The following is a 19,784-nucleotide window of genomic DNA, read 5'->3' on the forward strand; positions in this document are numbered from 1 at the left end:
TGTTTTTGTTTTTATCTTAAATCAATGAATGTAACAGGCTTTCTGCTGTTGGGATTAAACACTACTTTAGAAAGAATATCAAAATCAATGATCTCTATTTTCGGGCTCACCCTGAGCTTTGCCCTGAAATGATCTCTAACATCATTGACAAAATTCTCACTGATATCTTCGGTGCTTATTTTGATTATAATTTCATCAAGTCCAATTTCACTTGCCTGAATAACGATCTGATAGCATAAAATAGTATTAAAATCATTCAAAATATCATTGAGCGCAGGCGGATACAATGTGGTGCCTTTATACTTGATCATTTGCTGCATTCTCCCAATGACCGGGCCCAATCTCATCGTATTTCTTCCACATTGACACGGCTCATAATGCGCCTTTACAATGTCACCTGTTTTGAACCTTAATAAAGGAATTGCCTCAACGCCAAGGGTAGTAATGGTAAGCTCCCCGCTTTCACCTTCTTTCACGGGGGTTCCCAGATCATCAAGAATTTCTGTAATGATCAGCTCCGGATGATGATGCCCGCCAATCTGATACTTACATTCGGTAAAAGCAGTACTCATTTCCGTAGAAGCATAGGTTGAAAAAAGTTTAATATTCCACTTTTCCTTAATTTTCCGGGAAAGGATATTATCTGTAAAATCCTGGTTTTTGATGCTTTCTCCGATACATACCGCCCCATAAACACTGGAGTTTTTATAATCCAGACCATTCTTTTCCGCATAGTCAATCATTTTCAGTAAGAATGAAGGAACGGTAATCAGATATTTAGGCTGGTATCTGAAAATAGAATCCCATTGAAGCTCAGGTATTCCAGGGCCCATTCTCACTACACTGGCTCCCATTTTCCTTAGTCCCAGGAAATAGGCCAGCCCGGCCATAAACCGTTTGTCAATGGTTGTGATCATCTGTACGACATCTCCTTTCTGAATCCCTGCGCAGGCGAAAGATATCGCCTCGTTGTAAGCCAGTCTTTCAAGGTCATTATCAGACAATCCGAAAGTCACGGGATCGCCTAAGGTTCCTGACGTAGTACTGTAATCAACAATTTTATCCGGACTGATACAGAAAAAATCATGATTATTCTGCTGCAGATCATTTTTTGTTGTTGTAGGGATTTTCTGCAGGTCTTCCAAAGTACTGATGTCCCTGATGTCAATATGATGTTCCCGAAACAGTTTTTGATAGAACGGCGAATGATTTTCAAGATAAGTCAAAAGTTCCCTAAGCTTCTCTTCCTGAAACTTTGTGATCTCCTGAATGCTAGATTTTTCGATTGACGGATGAAATTCCAATGATTTTAATTTTGAGCAAATGTATTTAATTAAATTAAAAGATTGAAGGATTAAAGCATTTAAAGACAATTCCCCTATCTCTGAAATGTAAAAGTCTGGGTATTGGTATTGCCTGCTGTGTTGATTGTGGTAACTTTCAAAGTATGGGATCCTGAACCTTTCGGGCATTTTTCATCAAAAACATATACAAAATCGTTTTTAACCCGGGCAAACCTGAGCCATTTTCCATCCATCTCAGCACGGAAGAATACAATATCGCCTATTTTTGTGCTTCCTTTCAAACGCAAAGAACCGCTATTGATAAGCCCACCTTCTTTCCATCCCGGAAAAACGGATGGCAAAGTTTTATCCAGCACAAGTTTTACTGTTCCCAGTCTGTTAAATTGTCCTTCAACTTTATCCCCGTTCCATTTTCCTTTCACGGCATCTTTATCACTGCTATAGTCAAACAAAAGAACCACCTTATCTTTTTCTTCCTTATTCAGCGGCCTGTTCGGTTTTATTTTTATGGTATAATTGTCGTGCACCGGCACATACGTACTGTGAAGACTAATGATATTGGAAATCACATCGGAATCTGCATCCGGCTTTTCATTTGCAGTAAAATTAACAGCATCGTAAACTGCATATTTACTGAAACTGACATCAGCATTTTGAGTGTTGATAGTCTTTGCCTCATTGGGATTTAAAACGGTACCTGAAGGATTAATTTTATTTCCGATGCCATCAAGCTGAACTTTCGTTGCCAACCTGCTGATATTTCCTTTGATATCTTTTAAAATAATTTCAATATTGTGAACTTCATTATCCTGCAGATTGATGATTCCTGATAAACCCGGAACGCTATAATTCTGTAATTTCATTCCCGGTAAAACGGATAAATGCTGAACGCTCATCTTATCCCTTGCAAATTTGGTATAATCTATAGAGCCATTCTCATAACGGGTATCATCATAGCTCACTTTATCTATAGAAAAACTATAGATCAATTTACCATCCATCAGTAATTCTGCATGATAAATCCCCAGATTGAACCCTTGATTGGCTTTATCCACGGCTTTTATCGCAAAGCTTACAACCGGAGAGTTTACTCTTACCACATCGGCCGTGTATATGTTTCCACTCTTTTTACTGATACACCATTTGCTCCCGGTTCATAGGTACTAAAACGTCTGTCATACCAGTACAATCCACTGATGATGGGTGCTACACTATCAGGAATTGTAAAACCAAAAAGAAGTGGATTAAGGCACTCTTCTGTTTTGGTATCACGTATCTCAAAATGCAGATGAGGTCCTGCCGACCCTCCTGTATTTCCGCTTAAGGCTATCAATTGACCTTTGGTTACAGGAAACTGTCCCGGCTGAAAACTAATATCCTGCTCCCATTTTTCCTCTTTATATTGTCTTTCTTTTACATAGGCATCAAGCGCATCAAAATACTTATTCAGGTGAGCATATACTGTGGTGTAGCCATTCGGATGGGTTATGTATACGGCATTTCCAAAGCCATACCGCTCTACTTTTATTCTGCTTACATATCCGTCTGCTGCTGCAAGAACCGAGAGGTTTTCTTGGCTGTTGGTTCTTAAGTCCAGCCCCATATGAAAATGATTGGAACGGATAGCCCCAAAATTGGCGGCCAATTGCATGGGAATATTCAACGGATTCCGGAAATAATTCTGTGGATAGTTTTGGGCCTGGGATATGATACCATTGATTAAACAAACAATAAGCATCAGTTTATAAAATATTTTCATAACATCATTTGGGATTAGGTTCATTTGAATATACAAAATTTCAAGCAATGATCGTGCTATTTTAATCTTACCGATATTTTTTGATATTAATTTTTATCAGCTTTTTCATAGAAGATTCCATTAGAAAGTCCGTTCAAAATTTTGCGAAAATTCCAATTACCAATGATGTCAGATTCGCTCTTATGCGCTTCCAGTATTTATATTTCTGAAATTGAAGTTTTTAATAGAAGATATCGAAATAAAACATATATTATAAACCGACAAAATTCACTAAATTTGCAAACTTATTAATCAACGAAATATTGAGATATTTACAATGAGCCAATTTAAAGAATATAAAAACCTCAACCTTATTGACATAGCCGAGAATGTAGCGGAATTTTGGAAACTGAATAAAACTTTCAGCAAGAGTGTTGAGATTCGCGAGGGTAATCCTGAGTTTGTATTTTACGAAGGTCCGCCTTCAGCGAACGGTATGCCTGGAATTCACCACGTAATGGCAAGAGCATTGAAAGATATTTTCTGCCGTTACCAGACGCAGAACGGGAAGCAGGTTTTCCGTAAGGCAGGCTGGGATACGCATGGTCTTCCTGTAGAGCTGGGTGTGGAGAAAGAATTAGGAATCACTAAAGAAGATATTGGTAAAAAAATCTCGATTGAAGATTACAACAAAGCTTGTCGTGAAGCAGTAATGCGTTATACCGACGTTTGGAATAACCTTACCGAGAAAATCGGATATTGGGTAGACCTTAATGACCCGTATATTACCTACAAGTCAAAATATATGGAAACGGTTTGGTGGCTGTTAAAGCAATTGTATGACAAAAGCTTGTTGTACAAAGGATACACGATCCAGCCTTATTCTCCGAAAGCAGGGACAGGTCTTTCTTCACACGAACTGAACCAGCCGGGAACGTACCGTGATGTTTCGGATACTACCGTTGTTGCCCAATTTAAGGTAAAGAAGGATTCGTCAGTATTATTCAGTGATGTTGACGGAGATGTGCATATCCTGGCGTGGACGACCACTCCATGGACGTTACCATCCAATACGGCTCTTACCGTAGGAAGAGATATTGAATATGTTTTGGTTAAAACTTTCAATCAATACACTTTTGAACCGGTAACTGTCGTTTTATCCAGAGTTCTTTTACCTAAGGTTTTCGGTAAGAAATATACAGAAGGAACGGATGAGGATTTTGCAAATTATACTCCAGAGGCTAAGGTGATTCCATTTAAGGTTTTAAAAGAGTTCACCGGAGAGCAGCTTGTTGATACAAGATATGAGCAACTGGTTCCATGGTTTACACCGAATGACAATCCTGAAAATGCATTCAGAGTGATCCTGGGTGATTTCGTAACAACAGAAGATGGTACAGGTATCGTACATACCGCTCCTACTTTTGGTGCTGATGATGCAAGAGTAGCAAAAATGGCTCAGCCTGAGATCCCGCCCATGTTGGTAAAAGATGAAAATGACAATCTCGTTCCACTGGTAGATTTACAAGGGAGGTTCATCAAAGGAGAAAATGTTCCTGAAGTATTTTCAGGAAAGTATATCAAAAACGAATATTACGATGAAGGAACTGCTCCTGAGAAATCATGGGATGTAGAGCTTGCGATCTTATTGAAAACAGAGAATAAAGCCTTCAAAGTAGAAAAATATGTCCACTCGTATCCACACTGCTGGAGAACTGACAAACCGGTACTCTATTATCCGCTGGACTCATGGTTTGTGAAAATGACTGCCGTAAAAGACAGACTGGTTAATTTAAACAAAGAAATCAACTGGAAGCCTAAAGCCACCGGAGAAGGACGTTTTGCCAACTGGCTGGAGAATGTGAACGACTGGAACTTGTCCCGTTCGAGGTATTGGGGAATTCCGTTACCGATCTGGAGAACTGACGACTTAAAAGAAGAAAAGATCATTGGTTCTGTTGAAGAACTGTACAACGAGATCGAAAAGTCTGTTGCAGCAGGATTGATGACTGAAAACCCATTCAAAGGTTTCGAAATCGGAAATATGTCTGAATCGAACTATGAACTGGTTGATCTTCACAAAAATGTAGTAGACAAAGTAATTTTAGTTTCTGATTCGGGAAGAGCAATGAAGCGCGAAAGCGACCTGATCGACGTTTGGTTTGACTCAGGCTCTATGCCGTATGCTCAGCTGCACTATCCTTTTGAAAATAAAGAATTAATTGACAACCATAAAGCATTCCCGGCTGATTTCATCGCAGAAGGTGTTGATCAGACCCGTGGATGGTTCTATACGCTGCATGCCATCGGAACAGCTGTTTTTGATTCAGTAGCTTATAAAAATGTTATGAGTAACGGTCTTGTTCTGGATAAAAACGGGCAGAAAATGTCAAAACGTTTAGGAAATGCCGTGGATCCGTTTGAAACACTTTCAGTATACGGACCGGATGCCACACGCTGGTACATGATCTCCAATGCAAATCCTTGGGAAAACCTGAAGTTTGATATCGAAGGTATTGATGAAGTAAGAAGAAAGTTCTTCGGAACATTGTACAACACCTATTCATTCTTCGCGTTATATGCAAACGTGGATGGATTTAATTACTCAGAGAAAGAAGTGGAAAACCGTCCGGAGATTGACAGATGGATCCTTTCTGAGCTGAACCTTCTGATCAAAGAAGTAAAAGCATTCTACGAGGATTACGAACCAACAAGAGTAGCAAGGGCGATCAGCACATTTGTAAATGATAATTTGAGTAACTGGTATGTAAGATTGTGCAGAAGACGTTTCTGGAAAGGAGACTATTCAGATGATAAGATCTCTGCTTACCAGACTTTATATACTTGTCTTGAAGTGGTAGCCAAGTTATCAGCTCCTATTGCCCCGTTCTTTATGGATCAATTGTATCAGGATTTAAATAAAGTAACCGGAAAAGAGAATTGTGAATCTGTACATTTAACAGACTTCCCGGTAGCTGATGAAAGTTTAATCGATCAGGATCTGGTTGAAAAAACGCATTTGGCCCAAAACATTACCAGTATGGTGTTCTCTCTTAGAAAGAAAGAGAACGTAAAAGTGCGTCAGCCTTTACAAAAAGTATTGGTTCCTGTATTGGATTCTAAAACGGAACAGCAGATTCTTGCTGTAGCCGACCTGATCAAACAGGAAGTCAACGTAAAAGAACTGCAGTTGATCAATGCGGAAGAAGCTTCCCATTTAATTGTAAAACAGATAAAACCTAACTTCAAAGCTCTTGGTCCTAAATTAGGAAAAGATATGAAGGTGGTAGGTGCCGAAATCAGCAATCTTACGACAGAACAAATTGCCGCTCTTGAAAAAGAAGGAAAACTTGATATCCAAGGATATGAAATTACACCGGATGATGTGGAAATTTCGACAAAAGATATCCCGGGATGGACAGTAACTTCTGACGGAAAAACAACTGTGGCATTAGATTTGACGTTAACAGATGAATTAAAATCTGAAGGTATCGCAAGAGAATTTATCAACAGAATTCAAAACCTGCGAAAAGATAAAGACTTTGACCTGACAGACAGAATTAATATCTCGATTGAGGAAACTTCTCCATTCCTTGAAGATATTAAGAAAAATGAGGAATATATTTCTTCAGAGGTCTTGTCAAGTAAAATAGAAATTGTATCTTCACTTTCAAATTTTAACGAAATCGAAATAGATGAGGTTAATTTTAAGATAAATGTCGAAAAAAATTAACATGTAGTTATTGTATTTCAAATTCCATTTCATAATTTTATTAAAAAAGAGAAAAGAATATGTCAGACGAAAGAGTTAGATACAGCGATGCTGATTTACAGGAATTTAAAGCGATCATAAAAGACAAAATAGAAAAAGCAGAAAAAGATCTTCAGCTGATCAGAGAAAGTTTCATTAATGACCAGAACAATGGTACAGATGATACTTCACCTACATTCAAAGCCTTTGAGGAGGGTGCTGAAACACTAAGCAAAGAGCAGAATTCTATTTTAGCAGGAAGACAGGAAAAATTCGTGCGTGATCTTAAGAATGCATTAATCAGAATCGAAAATAAAACGTACGGTGTTTGCCGAGTAACAGGGAAATTAATTCCTAAGGAAAGACTTTTAGCCGTTCCTCACGCGACGCTAAGCATCGAAGCGAAAAATATGCAAAAATAACCGTAAGGTTTGTAAAATAATATTGGGTTTATATCGTATTCAAAGGATACTTTATAAACCTAATTTTTAATGTATACTCATGAGCGAAGTAGTCATTTTAATAGGGATCGTCGCTGTAATTTTATTGTTTTTCAACAGGGAATGGATCAAAAACCGATTCTTTGCTGATAAACAAAAAAATTATACGATTGATGACCGATTTAATTCCGCCAAACGTGAGCGGGAAAAAGAAATTGACAGACTTTTGGGTAAGATGGGCAAAAACGGCATCAATGATCTCTCGACAACCGACAGAAAAAGACTTGACGAATTGTCCAAAATGTAAAAAATTAAATATAAGAAATGGAATCAATCATAGTACATCCAAAAAATTCTATGGAGCTTAGCGCCCTGAAAAGTGTTTTGAAAGAAATGAACATTAAGTTTGAAAAAGCTCATATCAAAAGTTCATTCAACGGACAAAAGGTGATTAAGAAAGCGAGTGATCATAAAACTGCAAAGCCGGGAGCAAAACCTTCAAAACCTAAAGGAGAATAATGAAAAAGATATTAGCGATAACATTTTTAGTGTTGTTAATTGATCAGGCTTCAAAAATTTATATTAAAACACATTTCAACCTCGATGACAGTATCTCTGTTTTTCCTGGATTCAAACTGACTTTTGTAGAAAACCCGGGAATGGCTTACGGTTTCCATTTCGGAGGAATCATCGGGAAATATTTTCTGGTAATTTTAAGGGTTTTCCTAATCGGAGGAATGATTTATATGTTCAAAAAGTGGTTAAAAGAAGGAGCCTCCAACTATCTTCTTATTCCCATGTCTATTATTTTTGCCGGAGCTATCGGAAATCTTATCGACGGAATGTTCTATGGGATGATCTTCGACAGCGGAACTGTTTATGATCCGAGTATCGACCGATGGATTGGCTATGGAGGAATTTCCAAGATGGTTCCTTTTGGCCATGGTTATTCTACCTTTATGAAAGGATGTGTAGTAGATATGCTCCACTTCCCGCTGGTAGACTGGTATGTTCCTGAAAGCTGGCCCGTAATCGGAGGAAAACATATTGAATTTTTCAAATATATTTTCAATGTTGCCGATTCGGCAATTACTGTAGGAGCAGCCTTCCTGCTGATCTTCAGAAAAAAGCTTTCCCGAACGGTCTTGAATTTTAAATGACTTATTTTTCGAATGAAAAAAATCATCAACAATATTCTTACATTTTTCCTGCTTCTATTCGTTGCAGGAATTATTTTTATTGCCTGGGCAAATTACAGCATCAAAAAAGACAGTGAGGCTTTTGTTTTTTACAATATAACGGATGTGCCGGAAACCAAAACAGCATTGTTGCTCGGCACCGGAAAAACCTTAAGCAACGGAATGCCTAATACCTATTTCTACAACAGGATAAAAGCAGCGACAGAGTTGTATAAAAGCGGAAAAATAAAGTATATTATTGTAAGTGGTGATAATAGTACAAAGGATTATAATGAACCTGAAGATATGCAGGTTGCTCTCGTTCAGGCAGGAGTTCCAAGGGATCATATTATTTTAGACCATGCAGGATTCAGAACATTGGATTCTGTGGTGAGGGCTAAGGACATTTTCAGCCAGACCAGACTGGTGATTATTTCTCAGAAATTCCACAATGAAAGAGCCGTTTTTCTGGCCAGAAAAAATGGAATGGAAGCCTTCGGTTATAATGCAGCGGATGTGAATAAATATGCGGGCTTAAAAACAAATCTGAGAGAATATCTTGCTAAAGCCAAAGTGTATTGGGATCTTCTTTTTGGAGTGGAACCGAAATTCGGAGGTGAGAAAATTGTTATTTCTTAATTCGTTTTACCACGGATTGCAAGGATCTTCACAGATGATTGTGGAAAGATAAATTGATTATTTTGGATAGATTGATTTTGGCTGAAGCCAATGGATGGATGCTGAATTTTAAGCTGGCCGGACTAAAGCCACCCCTATTGATTTTTAATAGCAACATCTTTTATCTTTTATCTTTTATCTTTTATCTTTTATCTTTCGTTATTCCCCGCAAACCTCGTAAATTTGCAATTCATTAATTTTAAATATAAATTTTAAACAAATGTCAAGAATTCTTACCGGCATTCAAGCCACCGGAACACCCCATCTTGGAAATTTGCTTGGGGCAATCATTCCTGCGATCGAACTTTCCAAGCAGGAAGGAAATGAATCATTTTTATTTATTGCGAATCTTCATACGCTGACGCAGATCAAAGATGCGCAGACATTAAGACAAAATACCTACGAGATTGCTGCGGCTTGGCTTGCTTGTGGACTAGATACTGAAAAAACATTCTTCTACAGACAAAGTGATATCGCTGAAACCTGTGAACTATCTTGGCATTTATCATGTTTTTTCCCTTATCAAAGATTAACATTGGCTCATTCATTTAAGGATAAAGCTGACCGCCTTCAGGATGTGAATGCCGGTCTGTTTACTTATCCTATTCTGATGGCTGCGGATATTTTATTATACGATGCGGAAATTGTTCCTGTAGGAAAAGATCAGCTTCAGCATCTGGAAATTGCAAGAGATGTAGCTTCCAGATTTAATAACCAAATGGGAGAAGTGCTGGTATTACCACAGGCAGAGCTTCAACAGGACACAAAATATGTACCGGGAACAGACGGGCGTAAAATGTCTAAGTCTATGGGAAATATCATCAATATTTTCTTACCTGAAAAGGAATTAAAAAAGCAGGTAATGAGTATTGAATCAGACTCCAAGTCTTTGGAAGAGCCTAAAGATCCTGAAACGGATAAGACCTTCCAGATCTATGAGCTGATTGCAACACCTGAACAAACGGAGGAGCTGAGAGCAAAATACCTTGCCGGAAACTTCGGATACGGACATGCTAAAAAAGAACTATTGGATTTGATCCTGGTTCGTTTTGCCAAAGAAAGAGAAATATTCTCCTATTACATGACACACCTGGACGAGCTGGAAGCAAAATTGCAGCAGGGAGCAGAAAAAACAAGACCAATTGCAATGGAAACTCTCAAAAGAGTAAGAACAAGCTTAGGATTTTAATTCTATGTTTTAATATAATAAATGAGGCTGTTTCAACATGAGACAGCCTCTTATTGTATCTGCTAACGGTAGTTTTATAGTAATTCACCCCCTGAATTACCTCTTGTTTTTTTCAAGAATAAAGTAATGCATTGCGTCTTCAAATTCGTATGAAATACTCCAGCCCGGATATTGTTTGATGATCGTCTTTATAATAGAAAGACCCAGCCCGGTAGAGCCATGATCACTACCCTGCTTATAGAAACGGTTAAATATTTTTGATGCATCTAAAGCGATTCCGGCTCCGCTGTTTTGAAAGATAATCCTGTTATCTTCAATGATGATATTGAGAATACCGTTTTCGTTATTATACTTTATTCCGTTTTTAAGAAGATTGGACAACAAAATATCTGCAAGATCCCGGTTAAAATCCGCAATAAAAAATCCTTTTCCTATAATATTGACATTCACTTTCTTAAAGGCTATGAAGTCTTCATAGTTTTCAACCAGTTTGGTGATCAAATCATTAAAATCTACCCCTGAGGTTTTATTAAACTGGCTGTTTTCTATTTTGGAAAGCATGAGTAAAGATTTATTCAGCCCCACCATTCTTCTGAGGTCATTTTTCACTTCAGAAAGAAGGTTCATGTTTTTTTCATCAAGATTTTCGTTTTGAATCTGCAGATCTATCTTATTAATAACAATTGCCAGCGGAGTCTGAAGTTCGTGGGAAGCATTTTCTATGAATTGTTTCTGCTGATAAAAAACGAGTTCGTTTCGTTCAATCATTTCATCAATTTCTACGTTCAGTTCTTCAAATTCCTTAATCGAATAACTTTGCGGATTCTGGAGGGAAGGCACCCCAAACTGATATTTTTTAAGCTTATCTAAAATTGAGTAGAAGGGCCTCATTGCTTTATTGAGGAGATAGCCATTGACAACGACAATGCTTATGACTAAAAGAATATACAACACAATAAGAGCCGTCGTGAGGTCATAGATCAATTCATCTTCTTCTACGGTCGAAGTTCTGATGACAAGTCGCTGGTGATTTTTGTACTGATCAATAAAATCTGCTTCGAGCACACGATAGGGCTGGTCCTTGTCATCGTACTCCATATAATACATTTTATTATAGAGCCTGCTTTTATTTTGATAATCTCCGGAACCAATAGGATTGATTTTAAATTCATTAAATCCAAATTCATTATTCTTCAAGAGTTGGGGGTTCAGGTACACCGCTTTAATAATCTGTATCTTCCTGTCTCTCAATCCATCATCTACATTATCATGTACTTCGTCCAGGATATAAGCATAAAATAACCCTGCCCATACTGCAATGATCAGCAGCAGGATCATGATAAGGTATTTTATCGTGTAGTATTTTAGTGAAACTTTCATCAGACAAATTTATATCCTATTCCGTACACGGCCTGAAAATCTGCTTCCGCATTGGATGCTTTCAGTTTTTTGCGAAGGTTTTTAATCTGTGAATAGATAAAATCCAGGCTATCTGCCTGATCGATGTAATCTCCCCAAATCGCCTCTGCAAGGGTAGTTTTCTGCAATGTTTTTTCCGGGTGAATTACAAAGTAATACAACAGATCATATTCTTTACGGTTTACAAGAAGTTCTTCGCCTGCTACCATTACTTTTCTGTTGTCCGGGTCTATGCTTATGTTTTTATAGGAAATGATATTTTCGCCATCCTGATGGTTCCTTCTGATCACAGATTTGATCCTTGCCATTAATTCTGCAAGATGGAAAGGTTTGGCAAGATAGTCATCCGCTCCAATTTCCAATCCGGCTACTTTATCATCTACTGAATCTTTTGCAGATAAGATGATCACCGGATCTTTCTTATGCATTTTTTTAATCTCTTTCAACAGGTCGATACCGTTACCATCAGGAAGCATAATGTCTAACAAAATGCAGTCATATTCATAGGAAATAATCTTTTCCAACCCGGAATGATAGGTATCGGCGTACTCCACAATGAAATGTTCCGCTTCCAGAAATTTCTGTACAACATTCTTCAATTCCGGTTCATCTTCTACTATTAAAATCTTCATAGGTAATTTGCGCCACTGAGACAGGGTTAAATTTATATCAAATATATAAAATTATAGAGCAAAGCCGGGATCATTACGAAAGCATCGTCAGAATAAGACTAGCATGGTACACTACCCATAAAATATCTAATATTCGTAAGTGATCACCGGCATTCGTCTTTAAGCCTTCTTTCATGAACAGTTAGTTTGATTTTACAAAACGTCCGTTAGCATCGAAAAACAGGCTTACTCCACTTATTAATTCGATTTTATAGGCATTATATTTTTTTTCAATGGACTGAACCACACTGCACGGATGGTGCTTTGTCATAAAAGACACAATACTTTTTCTAATCTTAGCGGAAGACAGTTTTCTTCCGTTACTTCTTATTAAGCTCCAGTTGACCATAATGCTAAATTTTTATTGTTATACGTTATCTTACTCAGTCATCAATTTTTTTAAAATTTCCGCTTCTGTCAAATTCCAGTTCTAATCCGTTGGAAAGTTCAGCCTTATAAGACCATCTCTTTTTTCAACCTTAGTAATATAAGTATTGGGGAAATTCTTTACAGAATAATTTCTGATGGAAGCAGGAATAAAACCGTAAGGTATTTTCTGGTGTTTTCCATCAACTTCTTTCCAGTTCCCGTTACTATCGAATTCCATTTTCATTCCATTGTTCAGGTATACCTTATATTCATCAACCCCATAAATTTCTCTGTCTTCCACAGCAGAGCTTACGGGAATCCCTTTAAAATGGGCATATAAAAAGTTTTTGGCTGTCTTTGGCAACTGATTCGGCGAGATTGCTCTGTCCTGTGCGGACATAGACCCTCCCATTAGTAAAAACATAAAAACAAATACTGCCGTAATTTTCTTTAAATTTTTCATAACATTAATTTTTCCGTTCTTATTATAGAGCAAAGTTCAGAATCAATTTGGGAAAGAATTAGGAAAAAAAATTCGGTAAAAGATTAAAACGGATTAAATTTAATATGATCCAAGATTTGTACAGATGGCCGGACTTATCTGTCTTTATTTTAAAAATATATGAAGAAAAGAAAAGCCACTAAGTTGAACTTAATGGCTTCTCTATATTATCAATGTCTTACCCTTACAGGTAATCTTTAATTTGCTGCAAATGGGTAACAGCCTTTATCCCCGGCTCTTTTTTATCTTCTTTATAAACATCAAAAAAGATAGCGTCCATCCCAAAATCTGTAGCTCCCATGGCATCGGCAATCCAGTCGTCACCGATCAGAATACTCTCTTCTTTTCTGGCCTCTGAAAGTCCCAGGGAGTATTCAAAAATCCTGGGATTAGGCTTTCTTACACCAATGGCATCTGCACTGGTAATCGTTTTAAAATAATGGGCAATGCCTGATAATGTACACTTTCTTTCAGTCACTTCCTGAAAGCCGTTGGAAATGATATGTAAAGTATAGTTTTTAGCTTTTAAATAATCAAGGATATCTTCTGCTCCGTCCACCAATTCATTATGACTTACAATATTATCCAGAAAATGTTCCTCAAAATAAAGAGAAAGTTCTTTGTTTTCTACACCGAAATGTTTGAATGAGTCATAAAACCGATGTTCTCTCAAATACTCTTTGCCTATAATTCCATCTCTTATCTTTTCCCAAAGGTCTTCATTGATATCGTGGTAAACAGCGTGAAACTCTTCAAAATCGATATTATATTTTGAAGTTATTTCCTGTTTTTCGAAAAGGTCTTTGATCGTCAGATAGGCGTTTCTGCGATGATCCCAGAGCGTATTGTCCAGGTCAAAATAAACATGCTGCATTTTCATACAGCACAAAGTTAATCATTTTAATTTTTTTGAATCGGGTAATTTTTGCTCTTGCTCTTCACAATTTCAATACTTTTAGAAAAATTGAGCAAAAAATCGATGGTTTGTTTTTTAGGTTTCAAAGTTTTCACTTTTAAGGAGTCATTTTTTTTCATAAGCGAAGCATGTTTTCCTTAAAACGCGAAATTTTTCAAAATATTATTTATCTGGTTAATATTATATTATTTTCATCCATGATTTTTCTCAGGTTGATGAGTGCATATCTAACCCGGCCAAGGGTGGTATTAATACTCATATCCGTATGATCTGCAATTTCTTTAAAACTTAGTCCGTCAAAAAACCTTAATTTGATCACTTCCTGCTGATTGAGTGGAAGAAATTGCAGCATTTTCATCAAATCCTCCTGGATCTGGTTAGTAACCATCTGATCTTCAATATTTTCAGAAGGCTCCCTGATCAGGTCAAAAATAGAATACTCATCGGTTTCAAAAGTAGTTTCTGAGACTTTGATATTTTTGGCTTTTGACCGGAAATGATCGATGATTAAATTGTGAGAAATTCTTTTGGCCCAAAGAATAAATTTGCCTTCTTCGTTATAGCGTCCTTCTTTAAGCATTACAATAATTTTCATGAATGTATCCTGAAAAATATCGTTGGCTAAATCTTCATCATTAATTTTATAAAAAATGAATGTAAAAAGTTCTCTCTGATGGCGATGAATAAGGGTTGACAATGCCTCTTCGTCACCTTTCTGGTAAAGTGAAATTAGTAAACTATCCGATTTTGATTTCATAACTCTTCTCAATATAACATTTGTAGACAGGTATCCTTCCAGATATCTCATCTGGTTCTAGCTGTAAATACAAAACAGTTTTTAGAGTAGAGTCTCTTCGATAGGCTGGTACAAATTATATTATGACGTAAATATAATAATTTTTTAACAACTGTTAACCTTTTATTAATTTTTCACGATAAAAATTTAAAAAAAATCACTTAAACATATCATGAATGAAGACTGTAGGGATATTTAGTGTAAAATTAATATTTAGTCCTTTCATTTCTTTACCGTTTAAACGGGTATCTCCAATGGAAAATGCATAGCCACCGGTAAGGTCCAGCATCCCGAATAATGTTACTCCGATCTTGGGAGCTATATATTTATTGGTTCCTTCCGCTCCTACCAAAAAATAGTAAGAATGGTAGAAATCCACATTCTTCTCAAAGTTAAGCAGTACGTCTGCCTGCAGCTTGGGCATGATGGCAAATTTAGAGTCTGCCACTCCCATCAGGGCAGAACCTCCCAACCTGTAAATTACATCGTCATTTTTCAGAAAAAGCAATTTACCCCCGACTTCCCCGAAACTCTGGTTCTGATAGGTATATCCTACACTTATCATTTTATGCATGGTATACTGGGCTTTTACCAATGTAGTCAGAAAAAACAGGGAAAGAATTGTAACCGCAGTTCGAAAATTCATCATCGTTCAATTAATTAAAGTGTAAAAATAAAAAAAACTGCCTTATCAGAAGATAAAGCAGCTCATTTATTCTAAAGAAAAAATTAAATTCCGAAAACAGCCTTAATTTCTTCTACTTTGTCTAGCTTTTCCCAGGTAAAGAACTCGAGGTCCTTCAAGGTAATTTCATTTTTATGGCCTTTATTGAAAGTTTTATCAGCAACATAATGATCTTTACCCATATGCCCGTAAGAAGCCGTTTCCTGATAGATCGGGTTTCTTAATTTCAGATTCTGCTCAATAGCATAAGGTCTTAAATCAAAAATAGCAGAAACTTTCTTGGCAATTTCTCCATCGTGAAGATCAACTTTTGAAGTTCCGTACGTATTAATATACAGACCACATGGCTCAGCAACCCCGATTGCATAAGAAACCTGCACTAAAACTTCGTCAGCAACTCCAGCTGCTACCAGGTTCTTGGCAATATGTCTTGTTGCGTACGCAGCACTTCTGTCAACTTTTGAAGGGTCTTTTCCTGAGAAAGCACCACCACCGTGAGCCCCTTTTCCTCCGTAGGTATCAACAATGATTTTTCTGCCTGTAAGACCGGTATCCCCGTGAGGACCACCGATTACAAATTTACCGGTAGGATTGATGTGATATTTGATCTGATCGTTGAATAATGCTTTGATTTCTTCAGTCTGCTGTGCAACAACTCTTGGAACCAGAATGTTTTTGATATCCTCACGGATCTTGTTCAGCATTTCTTCTTCTGTTCCGAAGTCATCATGTTGTGTAGATACTACGATGGAATCAATTCTGATTGGTTTGTGATCATCAGAATATTCAATAGTTACCTGGCTTTTTGCATCAGGACGAAGATAAGTGATTTCTTTATTTTCTCTTCTGATCGCAGAAAGTTCCCTAAGAATAGTATGAGCCAGATCCAGTGCAAGAGGCATGTAGTTTGCCGTCTCGTTAGTAGCATAACCGAACATCATTCCCTGGTCACCAGCTCCCTGTGCATTAGCTTTCGCTTCAAAAGATTCATCTGTCACAGCTCTGTCAACTCCCTGGTTGATATCAGGAGACTGCTCGTGAATCGCTGAGATCACTCCACAAGAATCTCCGTTGAACATATATTCCCCTTTTGTATATCCGATCCCATTGATTACCTCTCTTGCAATCGTCTGTACATCAAGATAAGCATCTGACTTTACTTCTCCTGCCAATACAACCTGTCCCGTAGTAACAAGCGTCTCGCATGCTACTTTAGAATCTTTATCATAGGCTAAAAAATGGTCGATTAATGCATCGGAAATCTGATCTGCAATTTTATCCGGATGTCCTTCTGAAACTGATTCAGACGTAAATAAATAAGACATATTATTCTTTGTTTTTTAGATTAAAAATATTGTCGAAGAAAAATAAGAATAAATGGCCCGAAAAAAAGAATACTGTTTTAGCATTTTTTTATAGAGGTTGCAATCAGGTCAAATTTTTCCTCGTTAATAAACGTCAGCAAATTTAAGCACTATTTTCGTAATACTCAAAAATTTTGTTTATTAATTATAATTTTCTTTAAATTAATGATTTATCTCACTTTAAAGCCTTGCGATTACTGAGGCTTTATGCTGACAAATTCTTTTGGGCTTACATGATAATTCAGTTTAAGCTCCAGAGAATTTTTGATAGAATGTGACAATTCATCAATGATTTTCTGTTTAAATGTCGGCTTATAATAAATAATACTGATCTCTCTGTAAGGGAAAGGCTTCTTGAATCTGAAAACATTCTTTTTCTGCTCTTCGGAAAGCTGGCTCAATGCCAGTTCAGGCAGAATACTGATTCCTCCTACTTTATCAACCATATGCACCAAAGTCTGAATATTGGAAGCCAGGAAATCAAGATTCTTAGGCTTTAAGGTATTTTCTTTCAGATGACAGATATTTTCAAATTGATTTCTCAGGCAATTTCCTTCTTCAAGCAACCATACTTTTTCTACATTAAGCTCTTCCGGAATGATGTAAGAATTCTTTTTATTAGCTTCTGTATTAGAGCTATAGATCATCAATTCCTCATTGAAAAGGAAATCCTGGTAAAATTCATCAGCCGTATCATATGGCGTTGAGATAATACCGGCATCCAGCTCTCCTGCTTTTAATGCTTTAATAATATTATCTGTCGTCATTTCTTTTACATTCATCTGGATCTTCGGATTTTGTTCAAGGAACTTAAAGATCTCAGTCGGCAGAATAAAAGAGGAAACGGTTGGGATAATACCCAAATTAATCGTTCCTCCTAAAATGTTATTCAAAAGGTTGGCTTTATTTTTCAGCTCATTGACAGACTCTATGATCACCTTGGCCTGATCAATGATCTGCAAACCTACATCTGTGGTGCGGATAGGGTGTGTCGTTCTGTCGAAAACCTTCACATCCAGTTCGTCCTCAAATTTCTGTATCATGGCACTTAAAGTAGGCTGAGTAATGAAGCATGCCTGAGCTGCTTTACCAAAATGTTTATACTTATCAACAGCGATAAGATATTCCAGTTGCTGAATGTTCATCTGATTAATATTATCTATTACAAAGATATAATGTTTTTGCTATAAGCAATTAAAAATTCAAGTAAATTTGATAATCACTACCTTTACACTTATATTAAAAAGAAGAAACAATTATTCAAATCATCAATTATATGGATTCTAAAAAATTAACGTTAAGTAGCGGCGCACCTTATTTTGAACATCAGGATTCCCAGACGGTAGGTCCAAGAGGCCCGGTATTGCTGCAAGACTTTGTTCTTCAGGAGAACCTAGCCCATTTCGTTAGGGAAAGAATACCTGAAAGAATTGTGCACGCGAAAGGAAGCGGAGCGTACGGAACATTTACCGTAACGCATGATATCAGCCAATATACCAAGGCAAAATTATTCTCAAAAGTAGGAAACTCATGCAGAATGTTTGCGAGATTTTCTACAGTGGGAGGAGAAAAAGGAAGTGCGGATACGGCGAGAGACCCAAGAGGTTTTGCTTTAAAATTTTATACCGAAGACGGAAACTGGGATCTGGTTGGAAACAATACGCCAGTCTTCTTTATTAAAGACGCGAAAAAATTCCCGGACTTTATCCATACCCAAAAAAGAGTACCCAAAACCAACTTAAAAAGTGCCACCATGATGTGGGATTTCTGGAGCTTAAATCCCGAATCTCTTCATCAGGTACTTATTTTAATGTCAGACAGAGGAACTCCACATGGGTACAGACATATGCACGGTTTCGGATCTCATACTTTCTCGATGATCAATGATAAAAACGAAAGGGTATGGGTAAAATTCCATTTCAAAACGAAACAGGGTGTAAAAAACTTTACGGATGAAGATGCCGTAAAAATGGCAGGAGAGAATCCTGACTTCGCACAGGAAGATCTTTGTAATGCTATTGAAAATGGAGATTTTCCAAAATGGACAATGTATATCCAGGTAATGACCGAGGAGCAGGCAAAAGATTTCAGATGGAATCCTTTTGACGTGACCAAAGTATGGTTCCACGATGATTTCCCACTGATTGAAGTAGGGGAAATGGAACTTAATGAAGTTCCTGTAAATTACTTTGCGCACGTAGAACAATCTACCTTCTCACCTAGCAACCTTATAAACGGAATCAGCTTTTCACCTGACAAAATGCTTCAGGGAAGGCTGTTCTCTTATCCGGATGCTCACCGATACAGAGTTGGTGTGAATGCCCATCAGCTTGAGGTAAACAGATGTCCTTTTGCCGTCAATAATTACCAGAGAGACGGGTTCATGGCAGATTCAAGCCATTATCAGGACAAACCGAATTATTTCCCAAATAGTTTTGATGATACAGAGGCAGACGTATCTTACAAAAATTACGAATATGAGTTAGACAGTGCCCATGTTGCCAACTACAACAGAAACGATAATGACAGTGATCATTATACGCAACCGGGATTATTATATACAAAGGCAATGAGTGCAGAAGACAGGGATCATCTTATTAAAAATATTATCGGAAGCATGAAAGGCATCACGGGACCTAAAAAAGATGAGATTATCAACAGACAATTATGTCATTTTTTCCGCGCCAACATTGAGCTTGGCATGAAAGTGGCTTCTCAACTAAATGTCAATATTGATACAAATATGATGAATCACTCTAAATAATCAGATTGAACAATAAAATA

General features: G+C 37.2%; 18 protein-coding genes and 1 pseudogene. 8 read left to right on the forward strand and 11 right to left on the reverse strand.

Translation table 11 applies throughout. The features are described 5' to 3' along the window. Positions 1–11 precede the first annotated feature (11 nt). Complete coding sequence (locus H3Z85_05890) at positions 12–1,472, reverse strand: AMP-binding protein (GenBank protein ID QPQ52930.1); 1,461 nt, start codon at positions 1,470–1,472, stop codon at positions 12–14. Continuing rightward, positions 1,379–3,063, reverse strand: a pseudogene (locus tag H3Z85_05895) (M23 family metallopeptidase). The gene H3Z85_05890 and the pseudogene H3Z85_05895 overlap by 94 nt, the downstream one beginning before the upstream one ends. 316 nt (positions 3,064–3,379) lie before the next feature. Here H3Z85_05895 and H3Z85_05900 point away from each other — a divergent pair. From H3Z85_05900 to trpS, 7 genes are all read left to right on the forward strand, one after another. Beyond that, positions 3,380–6,775 (forward strand): isoleucine--tRNA ligase, encoded by a 3,396-nt coding sequence (locus H3Z85_05900; GenBank protein QPQ52931.1) that lies wholly within the window; start codon positions 3,380–3,382, stop codon positions 6,773–6,775. A 59-nt stretch (positions 6,776–6,834) separates the two neighbouring features. Beyond that, positions 6,835–7,215: a TraR/DksA family transcriptional regulator gene (locus H3Z85_05905; protein ID QPQ52932.1), complete on the forward strand. Its 381-nt coding sequence runs from the start codon at positions 6,835–6,837 to the stop codon at positions 7,213–7,215. Positions 7,216–7,294: 79 nt separating this feature from the next. Further along, on the forward strand, positions 7,295–7,540 hold the full coding sequence (locus tag H3Z85_05910; GenBank protein QPQ52933.1) for a rhomboid family protein: 246 nt from the start codon (positions 7,295–7,297) through the stop codon (positions 7,538–7,540). Positions 7,541–7,557: 17 nt separating this feature from the next. Next, positions 7,558–7,752 carry a hypothetical protein gene (locus H3Z85_05915; GenBank protein ID QPQ52934.1) on the forward strand — a complete coding sequence of 65 codons (195 nt, stop codon included), beginning with the start codon at positions 7,558–7,560 and terminating at the stop codon, positions 7,750–7,752. After that, positions 7,752–8,393 carry a lipoprotein signal peptidase gene (locus H3Z85_05920; GenBank protein QPQ52935.1) on the forward strand — a complete coding sequence of 214 codons (642 nt, stop codon included), beginning with the start codon at positions 7,752–7,754 and terminating at the stop codon, positions 8,391–8,393. Before H3Z85_05915 ends, H3Z85_05920 begins: the two co-directional genes overlap by 1 nt. Positions 8,394–8,405: 12 nt before the next feature. Next, a complete protein-coding gene (locus H3Z85_05925; protein QPQ52936.1) occupies positions 8,406–9,050 on the forward strand; it encodes a YdcF family protein in 645 nt (214 codons plus the stop codon). Positions 9,051–9,309: 259 nt separating this feature from the next. Continuing rightward, the gene (gene trpS, locus H3Z85_05930) at positions 9,310–10,278 is read left to right on the forward strand and encodes a tryptophan--tRNA ligase (GenBank protein QPQ52937.1); all 969 of its coding nucleotides are present in this window, start codon (positions 9,310–9,312) and stop codon (positions 10,276–10,278) included. A 96-nt stretch (positions 10,279–10,374) separates the two neighbouring features. On the opposite strand, the gene H3Z85_05935 is transcribed toward trpS, so the two are convergent. From H3Z85_05935 to H3Z85_05975, 9 genes are all read right to left on the reverse strand, one after another. After that, entirely contained in the window at positions 10,375–11,658 is a 1,284-nt protein-coding gene (locus H3Z85_05935) for a HAMP domain-containing histidine kinase (GenBank protein QPQ52938.1), read from the reverse strand. Further along, positions 11,658–12,329: a response regulator transcription factor gene (locus H3Z85_05940; protein ID QPQ52939.1), complete on the reverse strand. Its 672-nt coding sequence runs from the start codon at positions 12,327–12,329 to the stop codon at positions 11,658–11,660. Before H3Z85_05940 ends, H3Z85_05935 begins: the two co-directional genes overlap by 1 nt. Before the next feature lie 181 nt (positions 12,330–12,510). Next, complete coding sequence (locus H3Z85_05945) at positions 12,511–12,717, reverse strand: PepSY-like domain-containing protein (protein QPQ52940.1); 207 nt, start codon at positions 12,715–12,717, stop codon at positions 12,511–12,513. An 81-nt stretch (positions 12,718–12,798) separates the two neighbouring features. Next, positions 12,799–13,200 carry a PepSY-like domain-containing protein gene (locus H3Z85_05950; GenBank protein ID QPQ52941.1) on the reverse strand — a complete coding sequence of 134 codons (402 nt, stop codon included), beginning with the start codon at positions 13,198–13,200 and terminating at the stop codon, positions 12,799–12,801. Positions 13,201–13,423: 223 nt separating this feature from the next. Continuing rightward, positions 13,424–14,119, reverse strand: coding sequence for a noncanonical pyrimidine nucleotidase, YjjG family (locus H3Z85_05955; GenBank protein QPQ52942.1), 696 nt, complete (start codon positions 14,117–14,119; stop codon positions 13,424–13,426). A gap of 202 nt (positions 14,120–14,321) precedes the next feature. Next, the gene (locus H3Z85_05960; protein QPQ53844.1) at positions 14,322–14,912 is read right to left on the reverse strand and encodes a sigma-70 family RNA polymerase sigma factor; all 591 of its coding nucleotides are present in this window, start codon (positions 14,910–14,912) and stop codon (positions 14,322–14,324) included. Between the two features lie 196 nt (positions 14,913–15,108). Then, complete coding sequence (locus H3Z85_05965) at positions 15,109–15,600, reverse strand: hypothetical protein (protein QPQ52943.1); 492 nt, start codon at positions 15,598–15,600, stop codon at positions 15,109–15,111. A gap of 80 nt (positions 15,601–15,680) precedes the next feature. Then, complete coding sequence (locus tag H3Z85_05970; protein ID QPQ52944.1) at positions 15,681–16,961, reverse strand: methionine adenosyltransferase; 1,281 nt, start codon at positions 16,959–16,961, stop codon at positions 15,681–15,683. 233 nt (positions 16,962–17,194) lie between these two features. Then, positions 17,195–18,145, reverse strand: coding sequence for a LysR family transcriptional regulator (locus H3Z85_05975; GenBank protein ID QPQ52945.1), 951 nt, complete (start codon positions 18,143–18,145; stop codon positions 17,195–17,197). A 131-nt stretch (positions 18,146–18,276) separates the two neighbouring features. Between H3Z85_05975 and H3Z85_05980 the strand changes: the two genes are divergently transcribed. After that, positions 18,277–19,764, forward strand: coding sequence for a catalase (locus H3Z85_05980; protein QPQ52946.1), 1,488 nt, complete (start codon positions 18,277–18,279; stop codon positions 19,762–19,764). Positions 19,765–19,784: the final 20 nt, after the last annotated feature.

Source organism: Chryseobacterium indologenes, from assembly GCA_016025055.1.
GTDB lineage: Bacteria > Bacteroidota > Bacteroidia > Flavobacteriales > Weeksellaceae > Chryseobacterium > Chryseobacterium indologenes.

Excerpts from the sequence above, each read along its gene's own strand:
- H3Z85_05890 (QPQ52930.1), bottom strand. The coding sequence starts at position 1,472 with ATGCCCGAAAGGTTCAGGATCCCATACTTTGAAAGTTACCACAATCAA.
- H3Z85_05900 (QPQ52931.1), top strand. The coding sequence starts at position 3,380 with ATGAGCCAATTTAAAGAATATAAAAACCTCAACCTTATTGACATAGCC.
- H3Z85_05905 (QPQ52932.1), top strand. The coding sequence starts at position 6,835 with ATGTCAGACGAAAGAGTTAGATACAGCGATGCTGATTTACAGGAATTT.
- H3Z85_05910 (QPQ52933.1), top strand. The coding sequence starts at position 7,295 with ATGAGCGAAGTAGTCATTTTAATAGGGATCGTCGCTGTAATTTTATTG.
- H3Z85_05915 (QPQ52934.1), top strand. The coding sequence starts at position 7,558 with ATGGAATCAATCATAGTACATCCAAAAAATTCTATGGAGCTTAGCGCC.
- H3Z85_05920 (QPQ52935.1), top strand. The coding sequence starts at position 7,752 with ATGAAAAAGATATTAGCGATAACATTTTTAGTGTTGTTAATTGATCAG.
- H3Z85_05925 (QPQ52936.1), top strand. The coding sequence starts at position 8,406 with ATGAAAAAAATCATCAACAATATTCTTACATTTTTCCTGCTTCTATTC.
- trpS (QPQ52937.1), top strand. The coding sequence starts at position 9,310 with ATGTCAAGAATTCTTACCGGCATTCAAGCCACCGGAACACCCCATCTT.
- H3Z85_05935 (QPQ52938.1), bottom strand. The coding sequence starts at position 11,658 with ATGAAAGTTTCACTAAAATACTACACGATAAAATACCTTATCATGATC.
- H3Z85_05940 (QPQ52939.1), bottom strand. The coding sequence starts at position 12,329 with ATGAAGATTTTAATAGTAGAAGATGAACCGGAATTGAAGAATGTTGTA.
- H3Z85_05945 (QPQ52940.1), bottom strand. The coding sequence starts at position 12,717 with ATGGTCAACTGGAGCTTAATAAGAAGTAACGGAAGAAAACTGTCTTCC.
- H3Z85_05950 (QPQ52941.1), bottom strand. The coding sequence starts at position 13,200 with ATGAAAAATTTAAAGAAAATTACGGCAGTATTTGTTTTTATGTTTTTA.
- H3Z85_05955 (QPQ52942.1), bottom strand. The coding sequence starts at position 14,119 with ATGAAAATGCAGCATGTTTATTTTGACCTGGACAATACGCTCTGGGAT.
- H3Z85_05960 (QPQ53844.1), bottom strand. The coding sequence starts at position 14,912 with ATGAAATCAAAATCGGATAGTTTACTAATTTCACTTTACCAGAAAGGT.
- H3Z85_05965 (QPQ52943.1), bottom strand. The coding sequence starts at position 15,600 with ATGATGAATTTTCGAACTGCGGTTACAATTCTTTCCCTGTTTTTTCTG.
- H3Z85_05970 (QPQ52944.1), bottom strand. The coding sequence starts at position 16,961 with ATGTCTTATTTATTTACGTCTGAATCAGTTTCAGAAGGACATCCGGAT.
- H3Z85_05975 (QPQ52945.1), bottom strand. The coding sequence starts at position 18,145 with ATGAACATTCAGCAACTGGAATATCTTATCGCTGTTGATAAGTATAAA.
- H3Z85_05980 (QPQ52946.1), top strand. The coding sequence starts at position 18,277 with ATGGATTCTAAAAAATTAACGTTAAGTAGCGGCGCACCTTATTTTGAA.